The following is a 15526-nucleotide window of genomic DNA, read 5'->3' as shown; positions in this document are numbered from 1 at the left end:
TATGAAAAAGCTATTCATTCTCTGCGGCATACTCCTTTCTGGAGTCATTAACGCACAAGATTACTCATCAGCGCATGGTAGTGGAGCTAATCCACATGGTAGTGGAACAAATCCACATGCTGGCATCAATCCACATACTGGAACGAGAGCATCTGCTACAACAAACAAAGATTGGTGGCCTAGCCAATTGAATGTAGGCATGCTTCGTCAAAATTCAGAGAAATCAAATCCGATGGGACCCGATTTCAATTACATCAAAGCATTTAAAAGCTTGGATTATTTTGCTTTGAAAAAAGACATAGCAGCGGTATTAACCAAATCGCAAGACTGGTGGCCAGCCGACTTCGGTAATTATGGTCCACTATTTATTCGTATGGCGTGGCACAGTGCAGGTACTTATCGTTCAGGAGATGGACGTGGAGGTGCTAGAGCTGGCCAACAGCGTTTTTCTCCGCTAAATAGCTGGCCAGACAATACCAATTTAGATAAAGCACGTCGTTTGTTATGGCCTATCAAACAAAAATACGGGGATAAAATTTCTTGGGCAGACTTAATGGTTTTAACAGGAAATGTTTCTCTGGAGCAAATGGGCTTTAAAACTTTTGGTTTTGCTGGTGGACGTACAGACGTGTGGGAGCCGGAAGAAAATGTTTATTGGGGTTCAGAGAAAAAATGGTTGGATGACAAAAATCGTTACTCAGGTGATCGCAAATTGGAAACCCCTTTGGCTGCGGTTCAAATGGGCTTAATCTATGTGAATCCAGAAGGTCCAAACGGCGTTCCAGATCCAGCAGCTTCGGCAAAAGATATCCGTGAGACATTCGGTCGTATGGGAATGAATGATGAAGAAACTGTTGCCTTAATTGCAGGTGGACACACTTTTGGCAAAACGCACGGTGCTGGACCAGCTACAAATGTAGGCGCGGATCCAGAAGCTGCGGGTATTGAGCAACAAGGCTTAGGATGGAAAAGTACGTATAAATCAGGTAAAGGAAAAGATGCCATTACATCGGGATTAGAGGTAACTTGGACATCCACTCCTACACAATGGGGCATTGGATATCTACATTTGTTATTCAATAACGAATGGTCCCTTGAGAAGAGTCCAGCAGGTGCCAACCAATGGATTGCAAAAAATAGCGCAAATATCATTCCGGATGCATTTGACAAAAACACTTTCCATAAGCCAACCATGTTAACAACGGATATCGCATTACGTGTTGACCCTGCTTACGAGAAGATATCACGTAATTTCCTAGAAAATCCAGAAGTTTATGCAAAAGCATTTGCAAAAGCATGGTTTAAATTAACACACCGCGATATGGGTCCTAGCTCAACTTATTTAGGACCTGAAGTACCTAAAGAGTCGTTAATTTGGCAAGATCCAATTCCAGCTGTTAATCATGAGTTAATTAACTCACAAGACATAGCAGGATTAAAGAAAAGCCTATTATCTTCTGGCTTATCAATCAGTGAATTAGTTTCTACCGCATGGGCTTCTGCATCAACCTATCGTCACTCAGATCGCCGTGGAGGTGCAAACGGAGCACGTATTCGTTTATTACCACAACGTAATTGGGAGGTGAATAATCCAAAACAATTAGAAAAAGTATTGGCAGTCTTAGAAAAAATCCAAAAAGATTTCAACGCGAAATCAGGCAAAAAGAAAGTTTCCATCGCCGATTTAATTGTGTTGGGCGGGAGTGCAGCAGTAGAAAAAGCAGCAGCTAATGCTGGACAAAATATTAAGGTTCCTTTTACACCAGGTAGAATGGATGCTAGTCAAGATCAGACAGATGTGAATTCCTTCAACCTGTTAGAACCTATGGCCGATGGATTCCGTAATTACTCAAAAACGAGATATACAATTGCAACGGAGGAATTATTAATTGACAAAGCCCAATTATTAACTTTAACTGCGCCTGAAATGACTGTATTAGTTGGAGGTATGCGTGCCTTAAACACCAATTACAATGGATCTAAGCATGGAATTTTCACAAACAAGAAAGATGCTTTAACGAATGATTTCTTTGTTAATTTATTGGAAATGGGGACTACTTGGAAACCAACAGACGAAACAAAAGAAGAATACGTGGGTAAAAATGAAAAAACAGGTGCAACTGTAGCCACAGCTACCCGTGCGGATTTAATTTTCGGTTCAAATTCAGAGCTTCGTGCTTTGGCTGAGGTGTATGCTACCAAAGATTCACAAACTAAATTTGTAAAAGATTTTGTAGCCGCTTGGACGAAAGTGATGAATTTAGATCGATTTGACTTAATGTATAAATAAAGATTAAATAGGTTTGATTAAAAAAACCGACTCATTTTGAGTCGGTTTTTTATTTTAATTAACCTGCGAAATAATTCCCAAATGGCAATTTTCGCAATAGAAAAATAATGGTTCCTGAAACAACAACACAAGAAAGAGCAGTTAACGGAATTCCTATGATTGGGTGCAACATGCTGTGGTAAATACCTAATTTGGCCAGATAAAATAAAACTAAAATATGTACCATGTAAATTCCATAACTGTGAGAACTTACAAATTGGAAAAATGGCTTTAAAATTCGCAATTGAATGGTTTGATATTTGAAAAATAAAAAGACACCCATAGTTGATAAAACAACACCAGGAGCAAAATATAGATAAAATTGCCCTTGCAATTTATTCATTTCAACTGTCGCCACATAAGCTCCCCAAAGCGTAAAAGAAGAACCCAAGACAATAGCCATCAAAGAGAAATACATCGCCTTCTTAGGGTTAAATTCTTTCATTTTCAAATAATATCCTAAAATCAAATATCCCAAATAACCAGAAAAATAAGGTAGTTTAATGGTGGTACTAAATCCCCAAAATTCAGAATAGTTAATCAATAAAGTAATTAACCAAATCAATAAAAAGTATTCTATTTCTCTTTCACTTGCTTTCCGAACCCATTTCCCAATAATTGGAATGAACAAGTATAATCCAATCAACATATAGATATACCAAAAATGATACGAACTATATCCTTGAAATTGTTGAATAATCCAATTCAAACCTTGATCAAATTGAAAGTGTTTTCCCCGATATCTTACTTGCCAATTAAAGAACATATAAACGCAATGCCAAAAAAAGAAAGGCACTAAAATACGTTGAAAACTCTTTTTTAGGAATAAAGGTATCTCCTCCTCTTTAGGCAAAATCAATGCCCCCGATAGCATCACAAAAATGGGTACACAAAAACGAAAAAATCCATCATAAAAATTGGCTATCCACCAATGTTCCAAAGAAACCTTTTCGAATTTAAACAAAATATTCACTGAGGAATGAATAATCACCACTGCCAGTGTTGACAGAACGCGTAAATTATCTAACCAAATGATGTTTTTGTTTGAGGGCATACTATTTATTGAAAAGAGAAGAGAGGAAAGAGGAAAGAGAAAAGAGAAAATGGGAGTTTTCGGGAGTGTTCACTTAAGAGGAAAGAGAAAAGAATCTAATAACTGATAACTAATCACTAAATTTTTCTCTCTTCTCTTTCCTCTCTTCTCTTTTCTCTCTTCTTAATTATTAAACGGCTGTTTATACCACCTTTTACCAGTTGCAGCAAACATGGCATTGGCCACTGCACCACCTGTTGGAGGTAAAGCAGGTTCGCCTAAACCCGTGGGACTAATTCCATTATCGATGAAATAAGCATCAATTTTAGGGACTTCATTGCCTCGGATTAGTCGGTAATCATTGAAATTCTTTTGAAGGGGAACACCCTCCACAAACTCTAAATTACCAAACATGGCATGACCATATCCATCTACAATCGCACCAAAAATCTGATTTGTTGCACCACTTTTATTTATGACTTCCCCGCAATCTGTTACTGCTGTAATATGGGTAATTTGTGGATTTCCATCCTTCACTTGCGCCTCTGCAATTTGAGCGACGTATGAAAAATGGGAAAAATATACACTAAATCCTTGCTTCACTCCTGCTTTCTTTTTCCATTGAGCTTTTTCTGCCACTTCTTTAATCACAGCAATAAAACGATCAGGTTCATACGTCAACTTGCCTACTGGGTTAGATTTTGCCCGCTCCAACCAATCTAAACGCATTTGTACTGGATCTTTTCCTGATTTTTCAGCTATTTCATCCAAAAATGCTTGTTCAGCATAAGCTAAGAAATTGGTAATCGGAGCACGCCAAGGCCCTGTTGTGATTGCTGAATTTTGATTAACAGATTCAATCAACACATTTTCGATGGCACCCACTGGGAAATTGTCTTGTCGGACATTATTACCTGCATTCAAACCTACTCCACGCAAATAATAGGCTGTAACATTACCTTTCTCATCTAAACCGGCTTTAAAATGATAACGCACAGCTGGGCGATAAGTACCACCCGTTAAATCATCCTCTCTCGTCCAAATTACTTTAACCGGTTTTTTGATCATTTTCGAAAGCTCAGCAGCTTCCAATGCATAATCATTGCTCAATCGACGCCCAAAGCCTCCGCCCATTTTCGTGAGTTCTACCTGAATCGAAGATTCTGGTAATCCAACCAATGCAGCTACCGCTTTTTGTGCCGACTGCGGAACTTGGGTAGGACCTGCCAAGAAAGCCTCTTTCTCTCTTACATCAGCAAAAAAGTTCATAGGCTCCATAGGACTATGCGGTAAAAATGGACATTCATAGGTTGCCTCAATGATTTTACTAGCTTTTGCAAAAGCAGCATTCACATCTCCATCTTTTCTCTGAACCGTCGCTTTATCTGTTTTCATCCCTTCATCAAACCATTTTTGATGTGTATAATTACTTTCTTTAGTGACAGGAAAATCATATTCACATATCAAACGCTTTCTAGCTTGCATGATCTCCCATGTACTCTTACCAACAATGGCTACTTTATTTTTAAAACTTACAACTTCGATAATACCTGGCATTTTTAATACATTTTCTGCATTAAAACTTTTCAAGGTACTTCCAAAAGAAGCTGGTCGTACAATTTGGGCATAAACCATCCCATCTTTTTTATAATCTATTCCAAAAATAGGCTTGCCGGTTAAGACATTCTTATTATCGACTCCTTTGACAAAACTGCCAATTAATTGATAATCTTTTCTATTTTTATATGCGACTTCCGTAGGAACTGGTAATTTTTTTGCAGCCTCCACCAAAGATGCATAAGACGCCCTTTGTCCTTTATTGGGACCAATGACAAATCCACTTTTGGTAGAACATAATTTAGCATCAACATTCCATTGCTGTGCAGCCGCCTGAACAAACATTTGCCTTGCTGTTGCACCCGCCTTTCTAAGTCGATCCCAAGAATGCTTCAAAGCACCACTCCCACCAGTTAATTGTCGCTCAAAATTCACAGTATCCAAATTTGCTTGAGCAACCTCCACATCTTTCCAATCAACATCTAATTCCTCTGCTACAACAATGGGAAATGCGGTTTTTATCCCTTGTCCAATTTCTGGATTCGGAGAATATAAGATAATTTTACCAGCAGAATTAATGGATAAAAATGCATTAAATCGATCTGCATCTACAACAGCATTGGCCACTTCCATGGGACTAGCATTTGCCCCAAACCAATCAAAACCTATGGAAAAAACCGAAGTTATTAAGGCCGTATTTTGAATAAACGCTCTTCTTGAAGTTTTCATCTTATTTCTTTTTTGAAGTGTTCAATGCTATTTCAGCGGCTCTTTTAACCGCTTTATTGATACGGTGATAAGTACCACAGCGACAAATATTACCAGACATACCATCTATGATTTGTTGTTCACTTGGTTTTGGATTTTTCTTCAACAAAGCTGCTGCGGTCATAATTTGACCTGCTTGACAATATCCACACTGCGGAACATCTAATTCATCCCATGCTACTTGAACAGGATGTTTTGCTTGAGCATCCAATCCTTCAATGGTGGTAATTTTAGCCCCTTTCACAGAAGAAATCGGCATAACACAAGAACGTATAGGTTCTCCATTTAACCAAACAGTGCATGCACCACATTGTGCAATTCCACACCCAAATTTTGTGCCTTGCATATCTAAATGCTCGCGCAAAACCCACAATAAAGGAGTGTTAGGATCTATTTCCAAACTTACCTTTTTTTGATTAACTGTTAATTCTATCTTTTCCATATCAATGAGATTGAAAGTTATTATTTACGCTTTTTCTTAGTATTTGGTACAATTTCTTTGATTCGTAAATTTCTAAAACGAAGTTCTGAACCATGTCCTAAAAACCCAATATGTCCAGTTTTGTTAAACAATCCTGGATGCTCTTTATGATCAGGAGTTCCATTTTTTGTCGCTTCAGCAATATCGCCATCTAAAATAACCTCCCCATTTAAAATCACTTTGATATGATTTCCCTCAGCAATCACCTCTTCCTGATTCCATTCACCGACTGGTTTTAAGAAACCTTGTTTGGCAGCAATAATTCCATACACGGATCCGTGGTATTGATAAGGTTGTAAATTCGCATAAACAGGAGCTGTATTATCTAAGATTTGCAATTCCATTCCTTTATAAGCAGCATCCCCTTCTAAAGGAGCACGAATACCTAATCCATTATTGGCTCCAGGAGTTAATTGAAAATCAAACTTCATGTGGAAATCGCCATACTCTTTTTTGGTATAAAGATTTCCTTTGCCTCCTCTACTTGGATAAATGGCTAATTCTCCATTTTCAGGCACATAATCCACCGTATTTCCTGTCCAATTGAACAAACTACTGCCATCAAACAATGGCTCAAAACCTGCTTGTTTTTCTTCTTCAGAAACAGTGTAAGCTTTTTGTGGCTCTAATTCTTTGACATAAATATTACGGTAGGTAATGTGATTTCCATGCGCTTGTAATTCAATAGCATCCATCGGGAAAATTGGATTTTTTCGATCCCAATAATTTTCTAAAATGGTATTATCCACCACTTTTTCTCCATTTAAATAAACCGTTACACGCTCTCCACGCATGATAATATGAAAACTATTCCACTCATCAATCGGATTATCGGCAACTTTTAAAGGTTTGCTTGGATTGATTTGATTATTGTATAAACCTCCAGAACCTACGTTGGCACCTACATTCACACGAGCTAAATCCCAAACTTGCACCTGTGGAGAACCTCTTAGATAAATTCCAGCATCACCATCTTTTTCGATTTTCCAATCGACATACATATCAAAATCTTGATAATCTTTCACTGAACAAAGATTTTCTCCATGCCCTGTAAAATGCAATTCATCATTTTTCACATACCAACCTGTACGCATGATTTCATCTGCTTTCTTTTGCAACAAAGCCAAGGTATCTTTCGACATTAATCTACGTTTAACTGGATTTGCCACTAAACCTTTCCAACCTGTCAAATCCACCCCATTGAACATGGAATAAAATCCACGAGCGGGTGATGTTGAGCTTAATACTTTTTGAGCTTCAGCGCGTTTTTCAGGATTTGTAATAGCAGGCAAGGCTTCTTGCAACCATTCTTTGGTCATCGCACTTTGAAAATCTGGATTCGCAGTGTAAACAGCCAACAAACTTTCGGCAGCTGTTTGCTTCATCCCTTGCTCTTTCAAGCCTTTATATAAAACTCGCATGGAACTCAAGGTATTATTTTTCGCCAAAAGCTTATAAATAGTTTCTCTTGTTTCAAGGTTTTTCGTCAAATCCAAGGCATTTCTAAAGCGTAAAACTTGTTGAGTAGGATTTTGAAAAGATTTGGCATTAACATTTACCAATGCCGCAATGGCATCTTCATTCGAGGTTTTCTTTGCCACAGAATATAACCAATCCAAAGCATCCACTTCCTTTACATAAGGAATCCAATTCAAAGGCTGCTTGGATTTTTTGGCATAGGCAGTGATTTTGGAAGAACTACCAGGAGTTTTCAATATTTGAACCATGCAAGCATGTAAACATTTTAATTCTTCTGGTTCTGATGTTATGGATAATTTTTCAGCAATAATCTCAAAATCATTGGAATCTACCCATTTTGGAAGAACAGAATAGGCTGCAGCACGCGTTTTATCATTCGACTGCACTGCTTTCCAAACCTCTGTTTTCACTGAAGGCCATTGACGAGCAGAGGCATAAATCAAGGCTAAGGATTTTTGACTTGCACTTAAATTGGCATAATTCTTCAATTGAGCGGACAAAAAATCATTGGCATTTACTGTAACCAAAGCAGAACCAACCATCATGGCATCTAAGTCTTGACGAGCTGCCATATTCCAAACTTTCACAACAGCGTTTTCCTTTTGAAGAATCAGAAGGCTTTTTACTACTTGGGAATTAAGCGCCACACTTCCCGTCACATTATTTAAAAAGTCTAAGGTCCAAGTCGCTTTTTGCAAGGCAGCAAATTCAACGAACTTGCTTTTTTTCTCTTCATTCCATGTTTTGAACGATTGAGCTAAAGCCAAAATATCTTTTTTCCCGCCGATTTTCAGATATTTTTTCAAAGCAGATAATCCAATTTCAAGATTTGAATTCGAATAAATCTTTAAAAATTCTACCGTAGGATTGGCAGATAAATTGGCAATGCTAGACAAAATTTTTGTCGTAAGCGCATCATCCAATTTTGCATCTTTATTTGTCAAAATCGCTTGCAATGACTTGGTATCTTTTGCTGCTTTTAGAAATTCTACATAAGCATCTGTTGCATGCGCAGGATCAAAAGAGAAATTCACTTTCTTTGCTTCTTGTGCTAATAAGGACGCAGAAGCATTTTGTCCCAACTTATAAAGCGCTTTTAAAATGACTTGATTAACCCTTGAATCAGTTTGAGGGTACAAAGCTTGAATCTTAGAAGACGCAGCAGACAGTTGAATATCCGTCAAAGCTTGAATCGCATGAATTTTGGTACTTGCCTCATTCGATTCCAAAGCGCCTAACAAAGCGTTTGCCACCTTGTCTTTGGAGTATGGATACAATTTTGATAAAGTCCGAGCAGCAGGCCCAGCCAAATAGCTATTTTTCAAGAAGGGAACAATGACATCCACAGATTCAGCTTGACCAATGGATTGTAAAGCTTGCATCGCTCTTTGTTGTTGAGCAATATCATTGGATTCTTGAATGATTTTCAAATTAGCTTGAACTCGAGAACTTCGCTCGGCATCATTCACATAAACAGGGGTATTCGATTTTTGAGCTTGCGCTAATAAACTATTTGGATTGCCAAAAAGTAAGCCAGCGCCTAAGAGCAATGTTATTTTTATTGTTTTCATTTCATTACATAGTATAAGGTGCACGCATAGGTTGATCGATTAAGCGATTGGCTTCTTCATCACCAACGAATTGCTGAGTTTGTGGATCAAATTTCAAATTTCGTCCTAAACGCATCGCGATCAATCCTAGATTAACCACGGTACAAGATTTATGTCCGTTTTGATCATTTAAAGCAAATGTTTTTCTATTTTTCACTGAGTCCACAAAATCCGTTTGCTGATCTACTGGATCTGGAAATTCTGCTAATTTTCTTTCAAAATCTGGAATATCACATTTGAAATTACGGAACAATTTTCCTTTAGGACCTTCGATATATGCTACTTTTTCATCTTTTGCTTCACCATCCAATACAATTTGACAACCATCAGCATAAGTGTAAGTAATTCTTCTAAAAGTACCCACTGCATCTGCATCTTGTGCAGGCGCATCTACTTCAATGTAAACAGGACTTGTATCATCCTTTCCTAAGAAATATTGAATAGGATCAATGTAATGTTGACCCATATCTCCCAAAGCACCTCCATCATAATCCCAATAACCTCTAAAGGTTTGATGCGTACGATGCACATTATATGGCTTGTAAGGCGCTGGCCCTAACCATCTTTCATAATCTAATTCAGGAGGAACAGGTTGTGGTGTCAAATCGGTTTTACCCACCCAATAAAACTTCCAATCAAAACCTGTATGTTTACTAATCGTCACTTTCAATGGCCATCCCAACATTCCCGAATCGACTAATTTCTTAATGGGTTTTACGGGAGTATTCATTCCGTAAAAATTATTTTCAAATCTAAACCAAGTATTTAAACGAAAGATACGACCATGTTGCTGAACAGCTTCCGTTACTCTTTTACCCTCTCCAATGGTTCTAGTCATGGGTTTTTCGCACCAAATATCTTTCCCTGCTTTTGCAGCGTCTGCCGCCATAATGCCATGCCAATGTGGAGGAGTAGCAATATGTACAATATCGACTTCTGGTAGTTGAATCAATTCTCTGTAATCAGAAAAAGCTTTTACGCCCTTTTCAACACGATCCAAACCTAATTGTAAATTTTTGGTATCAACGTCGCACATTGCAACGACTCTTGTTCCTGCATAAGGAATATGCCCTCTTCCCATTCCTCCTGTTCCGATAATTCCTTTGGTCAATTGATCACTAGGTGCTAAATAACCTTTACCTAAAACGTGTCTTGGCACAATACTAAATGCAGCCAAGCCTAGGGCGGTACCCCCTAAAAATTTTCTACGTGAAATTTCCATATGTAATTAAGCTTAAGATGACAAGTTAGAATTTTTTTTATAAAATTTTAGACTTCTCTATGTGCTATTTACTTACTTTTGAAAAATCAATTTTATCAATTATGAAAAAAATACTCCTAAGCCTATTATTAGCACTTCCTTTTTTATCGATTGCCCAATGTCCAGAGCAAGTCGGTGTACAGTTATACAGTTTCAGAAATGAAATCCCCAAAGATGTTCCAGGAACCATAGCCAAAATTGCAGCGATGGGTTTCAAAAAAGTGGAATTTTCTGGCACTTATGGTTTGAGTCTACCAGAATACAAAAAATTAATGGACCAATATGGCATCAAAGTGATCGCCGTAGGTGCTGATTTTGGTGAATTACAAGATCCCATCAAGCGAAAAGAAATCATGGATAGAGCAAAATTTTTAGGCTCTTCCTATATCATCACTTACTGGATTGGTCATAATGGCAATGAATTTGGCATTTCTGACGTAAATAAAACGGTTCAAGTTTTCAATGAAGCAGGAAAAGAATTTGCTAAAAATGGCTACCAATTCTTGTACCACGTCCATGGCTATGAATTCAGACCATATAAATTGGGTTATTTGATGGATGAATTGATTCAAAAAACAGATCCTAGGTATGTGAATTATGAAATGGATATTTATTGGGTTTTTCATCCAGGACATAATCCTGCATTATGGTTACAAAAATATCCTAACCGTTGGAAAGCATTGCACATCAAAGATCGTAGAATCGGGACTCCGGGAAATCAATTCGGATCCAGTGATGTAGAAAATGATGTTACGGTAGGCACCGGCGAATTAAACATGAAAGACATCATGGAAATTGCCAAAAAGAATGGTATCAAACACTATATGATCGAGGATGAATCGTCAAGATCCATGCAACAAGTACCAGAAACAGTTAAATTTTTACGTTCGTTTTTCTAAAAACGAATTTGGATGATTGTATCAGGTTTACTGTAACGAGTTACCTGAACGGCTAATTCACCAGATTTTTTCTTCAAACGTTGTGGTACCGCAACTTGGTCGAAAAAATCTGGTTTGGCTAAATACAAATCTATTTTTTTGCGGCCTGTTTTTTCTTTGATAACCAAGATATAATGGATTTCGCTTCGATTGGATGGATCGGTGAATTTCTTCCGAATGGCTCCATCTAATTCCATTTCTCGGATTTCACTTTCTGTGTCATACATTTTTTCCGCCCAAAGTTTTGGCAAATACATTTGAAGTAAAAGTCCCACCGTACCTACGATAAAAAGCATGGAGGTGAAATTTTTCATCCCAAAAACCGAGGTGGTATTTCCTGAATTCGATCCCCCTCCCATGTTACCAAACAAAGGCATTTTTAATTTTTTTCTAGGAGGTCTTCTCGGCGTAATCGGATATTCTGACATTTCATTCAAATTTGGAACACAAAAGAAAGGAATTTTGGGGCAACTTCAAAAAACGAAGTATGTTAAAACTTTGTGACTTGGTGTTAAATTTTAAACACAAAGACACAACGAAATAATATTATCGATTTATTTTTTTACATAAATTATAAGAAAATAGCACAGATAAAATTTCAAAGTGGTAAATTGCGTTTTGTATTTAAACAACGCCGAGTAGAGGCCAATAATTGAACCAATGATTTCATTAATCAGTAAAACAGTAACCAAGATATTTGGAACAAAATCGGAAAGAGACATAAAGGCTATCTTACCGATTGTAGAAAATATTAAAACTGAATATGCCAAATTATCGTCTATTTCAGATGATGATTTAAGATACAAAACGACTGAATTCAAAAGTAGAATCAAAGACTTTTTAGCAGATATTGATGCGCAAATCCAACAATTGCACGAGCAAGGACAAGCGACAGAGGATGTCGATGAAAAAGACAAGTACTTTCAGCAAATCGATAAATTACAAGAAGAGCGCAATAAACAATTAGAAATTGTTTTGATGGAAATTCTTCCTCAAGCTTTTGCGGTAGTTAAAGAAACAGCCAGAAGATTTACAGAAAATAAAAAATTAGTTGTTCAAGCTACAACAGAGGATAAATTCATTGCTGCTAAAAAATCCAATGTAGTCATTGAAGGCGATCAAGCTATTTGGTTGAATCAATGGAATGCAGCTGGAAATACCATTACTTGGGACATGGTACATTACGATGTACAGTTAATAGGTGGTATTGTATTGCACCAAGGTAAAATTTCTGAAATGGGCACGGGTGAAGGTAAAACCTTGGTTTCTACCCTTCCATCCTATTTAAATGCCTTGGCTGGCAGAGGTGTTCACTTAGTTACCGTGAATGATTACTTAGCCAAGCGTGACTCGGAATGGAATGCGCCTTTGTTTGAGTTCCATGGTTTGACAGTGGATTGTATCGACAAACATGATCCCAATACGGAAGCGAGAAGAAATGCTTACTTAGCCGACATTACTTACGGAACTAATAATGAATTTGGCTTTGATTACTTACGTGATAACATGGCCAGAAGCGTTGAAGATCAAGTTCAAAGACCCCATCATTTTGCGATGGTGGATGAGGTTGACTCCGTTTTAATTGACGATGCTAGAACACCTTTAATCATTTCTGGACCTGTTCCACGAGGAGATGAACAAGAATTTGAAGCCTTCAATCCTAGAGTTCAAAAATTAGTAGAGGCTCAAAAACAAATTGTCCAAAACTTTTTGGTAGAAGCAAAAAAACAAATTGCTTCTGGGGATAAAAAAGAAGGAGGATTAGCTTTATTCAGAGCTTTCAGAGGTTTACCTAAATCAAAACCTTTGATCAAATTCTTATCTGAAAGTGGTAATAAGCAATTATTAAACGAAACAGAATCCATCTATTTGGCAGAAAATCAAAAATTGATGCCACAAGCAGATGCTCCTTTGTTGTTCACGATTGAAGAAAAAAACAATCAAGTAGAATTGACAGAAAAAGGTTTGGAATTCATGAGTGGCAACACGGAAAATCCAGATTTCTTTGTTTTGCCAGATTTGTCTATTGATTTGAACAAAATTGAAAAAAATGCTTCATTGAATGATGCGGAAAGATTAACTCAAAAAGAGCATTTAATCCGCGAATACAATGAAAAAGCGAGTCGTATTCATACGGTTAATCAATTATTAAAAGCCTATACCCTCTTTGAAAAAGATACCGAATACATCACGGTGGAAGGCAAAGTTAAAATTGTTGATGAGCAAACAGGTCGTATCATGGAAGGCCGAAGATATTCGGATGGATTACACCAAGCGATTGAGGCAAAAGAAGGCGTAAATGTGGAGGATGCGAGTCAGACATACGCAACTATCACGCTACAAAATTATTTCCGTATGTACCACAAATTAGGAGGTATGACGGGAACTGCTGAAACGGAAGCGGGTGAATTTTGGACAATTTACAAATTAGATGTCGTTTCTATTCCAACTAATAGATCCATTCAACGTAAGGACCACGAAGATAAAGTGTACCGAACTGTGAGGGAAAAATACAATGCAGTTGCAGAGGAAATTCAGGCTTTGGTCGAAGAAGGAAGACCTGTTTTGGTAGGTACAACTTCGGTAGAAAATTCAGAATTATTGAGTCGATTATTGACCATTCGAAAAATACAACACAATGTATTGAATGCCAAGCAACACGCCAGAGAAGCGGAGATTGTTGCAGAAGCAGGTCAGTCGGGCAAAGTGACCATTGCAACCAATATGGCGGGTCGTGGAACGGACATTAAATTAAGTCCTGAATCCAAAGCTGCAGGTGGTTTGGCCATCATAGGAACAGAAAGACATGAATCGCGCCGTGTAGATAGACAATTAAGAGGTCGTGCGGGTCGTCAAGGAGATGTGGGTTCTTCTCAATTCTTCGTATCCTTGGAAGACAACTTGATGCGTTTGTTTGGTTCAGACAGAATTGCGAAGGTCATGGATCGATTAGGTATGGAAGAAGGAGAAGTGATTCAGCACTCGATGATTACTTCATCCATCGAAAGAGCACAGAAAAAAGTAGAAGAAAACAACTTTGGTATTCGTAAGCGATTATTGGAATACGATGATGTGATGAACTACCAACGTAATGCGATTTACAAACGTCGTCAAAACGCATTATTTGGAGAAAGATTATCGTTGGATATTGTTAACACTTTATTTGATGTTTGTCAAGATTTATCTACCAATTTCAGCAATTACGAAGAATTGGAATTAAAAGTCATTGATTTATTGGGCATGGAACCTCCATTTGGTGCAGATGAATTCCCAAGATTATCTGTCGATGTTAAAACAGAGAAATTATTTACCGCTGCAGAGGCGCATTACAAAGCCAAGAATGAATTAATTGCTAAACAGGTAATTAATGTGGCTCAAGAGGCAATCCGTCAAGGTTTTTCAGGTATTCAGGTACCGATCAGTAATGGTAATTGGATGACAGGCATTGTGGTTGATGCACAAAAAACGATTGATTCCAAAGGTAAAGAAGTGGTAACTGAGATGGAGAAGTTCATCACTTTAACCTTGATTGACCAAGAATGGAAAGAGCATTTACGTGAAATGGACGATTTAAAACAATCGGTTCAAAATGCGGTATTTGAGCAAAAAGATCCTTTATTGATTTACAAATTTGAAGCTGTTAATTTATTCCAACGTTTTGTAGCGCGAGTAAATAGTGACACAATCAGTTTTGTCTTGAGAGCGGAAATTCCGGAAGTTCACGAAACCAATCAAGCTGCCAAAGCACCAAAAGAAAAGGCTCCTAAATTAAAAACGAGCAAAGACGAGGCATTATCATCCTTATTGGGTGGATTAGCGAATCAAGGTGCAGGAGATGAGCAGGAATATTATGATACGCAAGAGCGAAGCGCGGAACGAGTTGCACCACGCCAAGCCATCAAAATTGCCGATAGAAATCAACGCGTAACTGTTCAATACAAAGACGGATCGATCAAAGAAAACGTCAAATACAAGGTAGTAGAACAAGACGTAGAAAGTGGCAATGCGGTGGTGATCGCGTAGAGAAAAGAGAAAACGTGGTGCCTTTGTGTTAAACCATTCATTTTAAC

Annotated in this window: 9 protein-coding genes; 3 read left to right on the top strand and 6 right to left on the bottom strand. The window is 37.7% G+C overall.

Features of this window, described 5'->3' with window-relative positions; all coding sequences use genetic code 11:
- Position 1 precedes the first annotated feature (1 nt).
- The gene (katG, locus tag V7S79_RS00310) at positions 2-2290 is read left to right on the top strand and encodes a catalase/peroxidase HPI (protein WP_459488368.1); all 2289 of its coding nucleotides are present in this window, start codon (positions 2-4) and stop codon (positions 2288-2290) included.
- A 58-nt stretch (positions 2291-2348) separates the two neighbouring features.
- Here katG and V7S79_RS00305 read toward each other — a convergent pair whose 3' ends face one another.
- The 5 genes from V7S79_RS00305 to V7S79_RS00285 all read right to left on the bottom strand — a co-directional run bounded on the left by V7S79_RS00305 (position 2349) and on the right by V7S79_RS00285 (position 10479).
- Positions 2349-3383 carry an acyltransferase gene (locus V7S79_RS00305; RefSeq protein ID WP_459488366.1) on the bottom strand — a complete coding sequence of 345 codons (1035 nt, stop codon included), beginning with the start codon at positions 3381-3383 and terminating at the stop codon, positions 2349-2351.
- Positions 3384-3545: 162 nt separating this feature from the next.
- Positions 3546-5648, bottom strand: coding sequence for a xanthine dehydrogenase family protein molybdopterin-binding subunit (locus V7S79_RS00300; RefSeq protein ID WP_459488364.1), 2103 nt, complete (start codon positions 5646-5648; stop codon positions 3546-3548).
- Between the two features lies 1 nt (position 5649).
- Positions 5650-6129: a (2Fe-2S)-binding protein gene (locus V7S79_RS00295; protein WP_459488362.1), complete on the bottom strand. Its 480-nt coding sequence runs from the start codon at positions 6127-6129 to the stop codon at positions 5650-5652.
- 20 nt (positions 6130-6149) lie between these two features.
- Positions 6150-9218 (bottom strand): family 16 glycoside hydrolase, encoded by a 3069-nt coding sequence (locus V7S79_RS00290; protein WP_459488360.1) that lies wholly within the window; start codon positions 9216-9218, stop codon positions 6150-6152.
- A gap of 4 nt (positions 9219-9222) precedes the next feature.
- Positions 9223-10479: a Gfo/Idh/MocA family oxidoreductase gene (locus V7S79_RS00285; protein ID WP_459488359.1), complete on the bottom strand. Its 1257-nt coding sequence runs from the start codon at positions 10477-10479 to the stop codon at positions 9223-9225.
- Positions 10480-10580: 101 nt separating this feature from the next.
- Between V7S79_RS00285 and V7S79_RS00280 the strand changes: the two genes are divergently transcribed.
- Positions 10581-11417, top strand: coding sequence for a sugar phosphate isomerase/epimerase family protein (locus V7S79_RS00280; protein WP_459488358.1), 837 nt, complete (start codon positions 10581-10583; stop codon positions 11415-11417).
- Here V7S79_RS00280 and V7S79_RS00275 read toward each other — a convergent pair.
- Complete coding sequence (locus V7S79_RS00275; RefSeq protein WP_459488357.1) at positions 11414-11884, bottom strand: hypothetical protein; 471 nt, start codon at positions 11882-11884, stop codon at positions 11414-11416. The two genes, V7S79_RS00280 and V7S79_RS00275, sit on opposite strands and share 4 nt — an antisense overlap.
- A 232-nt stretch (positions 11885-12116) precedes the next feature.
- On the opposite strand from V7S79_RS00275, the gene secA reads away from it, so the two are divergent.
- Entirely contained in the window at positions 12117-15479 is a 3363-nt protein-coding gene (gene secA, locus V7S79_RS00270) for a preprotein translocase subunit SecA (RefSeq protein WP_459488355.1), read from the top strand.
- Positions 15480-15526: the final 47 nt, after the last annotated feature.

This window comes from Aquirufa sp. ROCK-SH2 (genome assembly GCF_054558315.1).
This window is presented reverse-complemented; position numbering and strand designations above follow the sequence as displayed.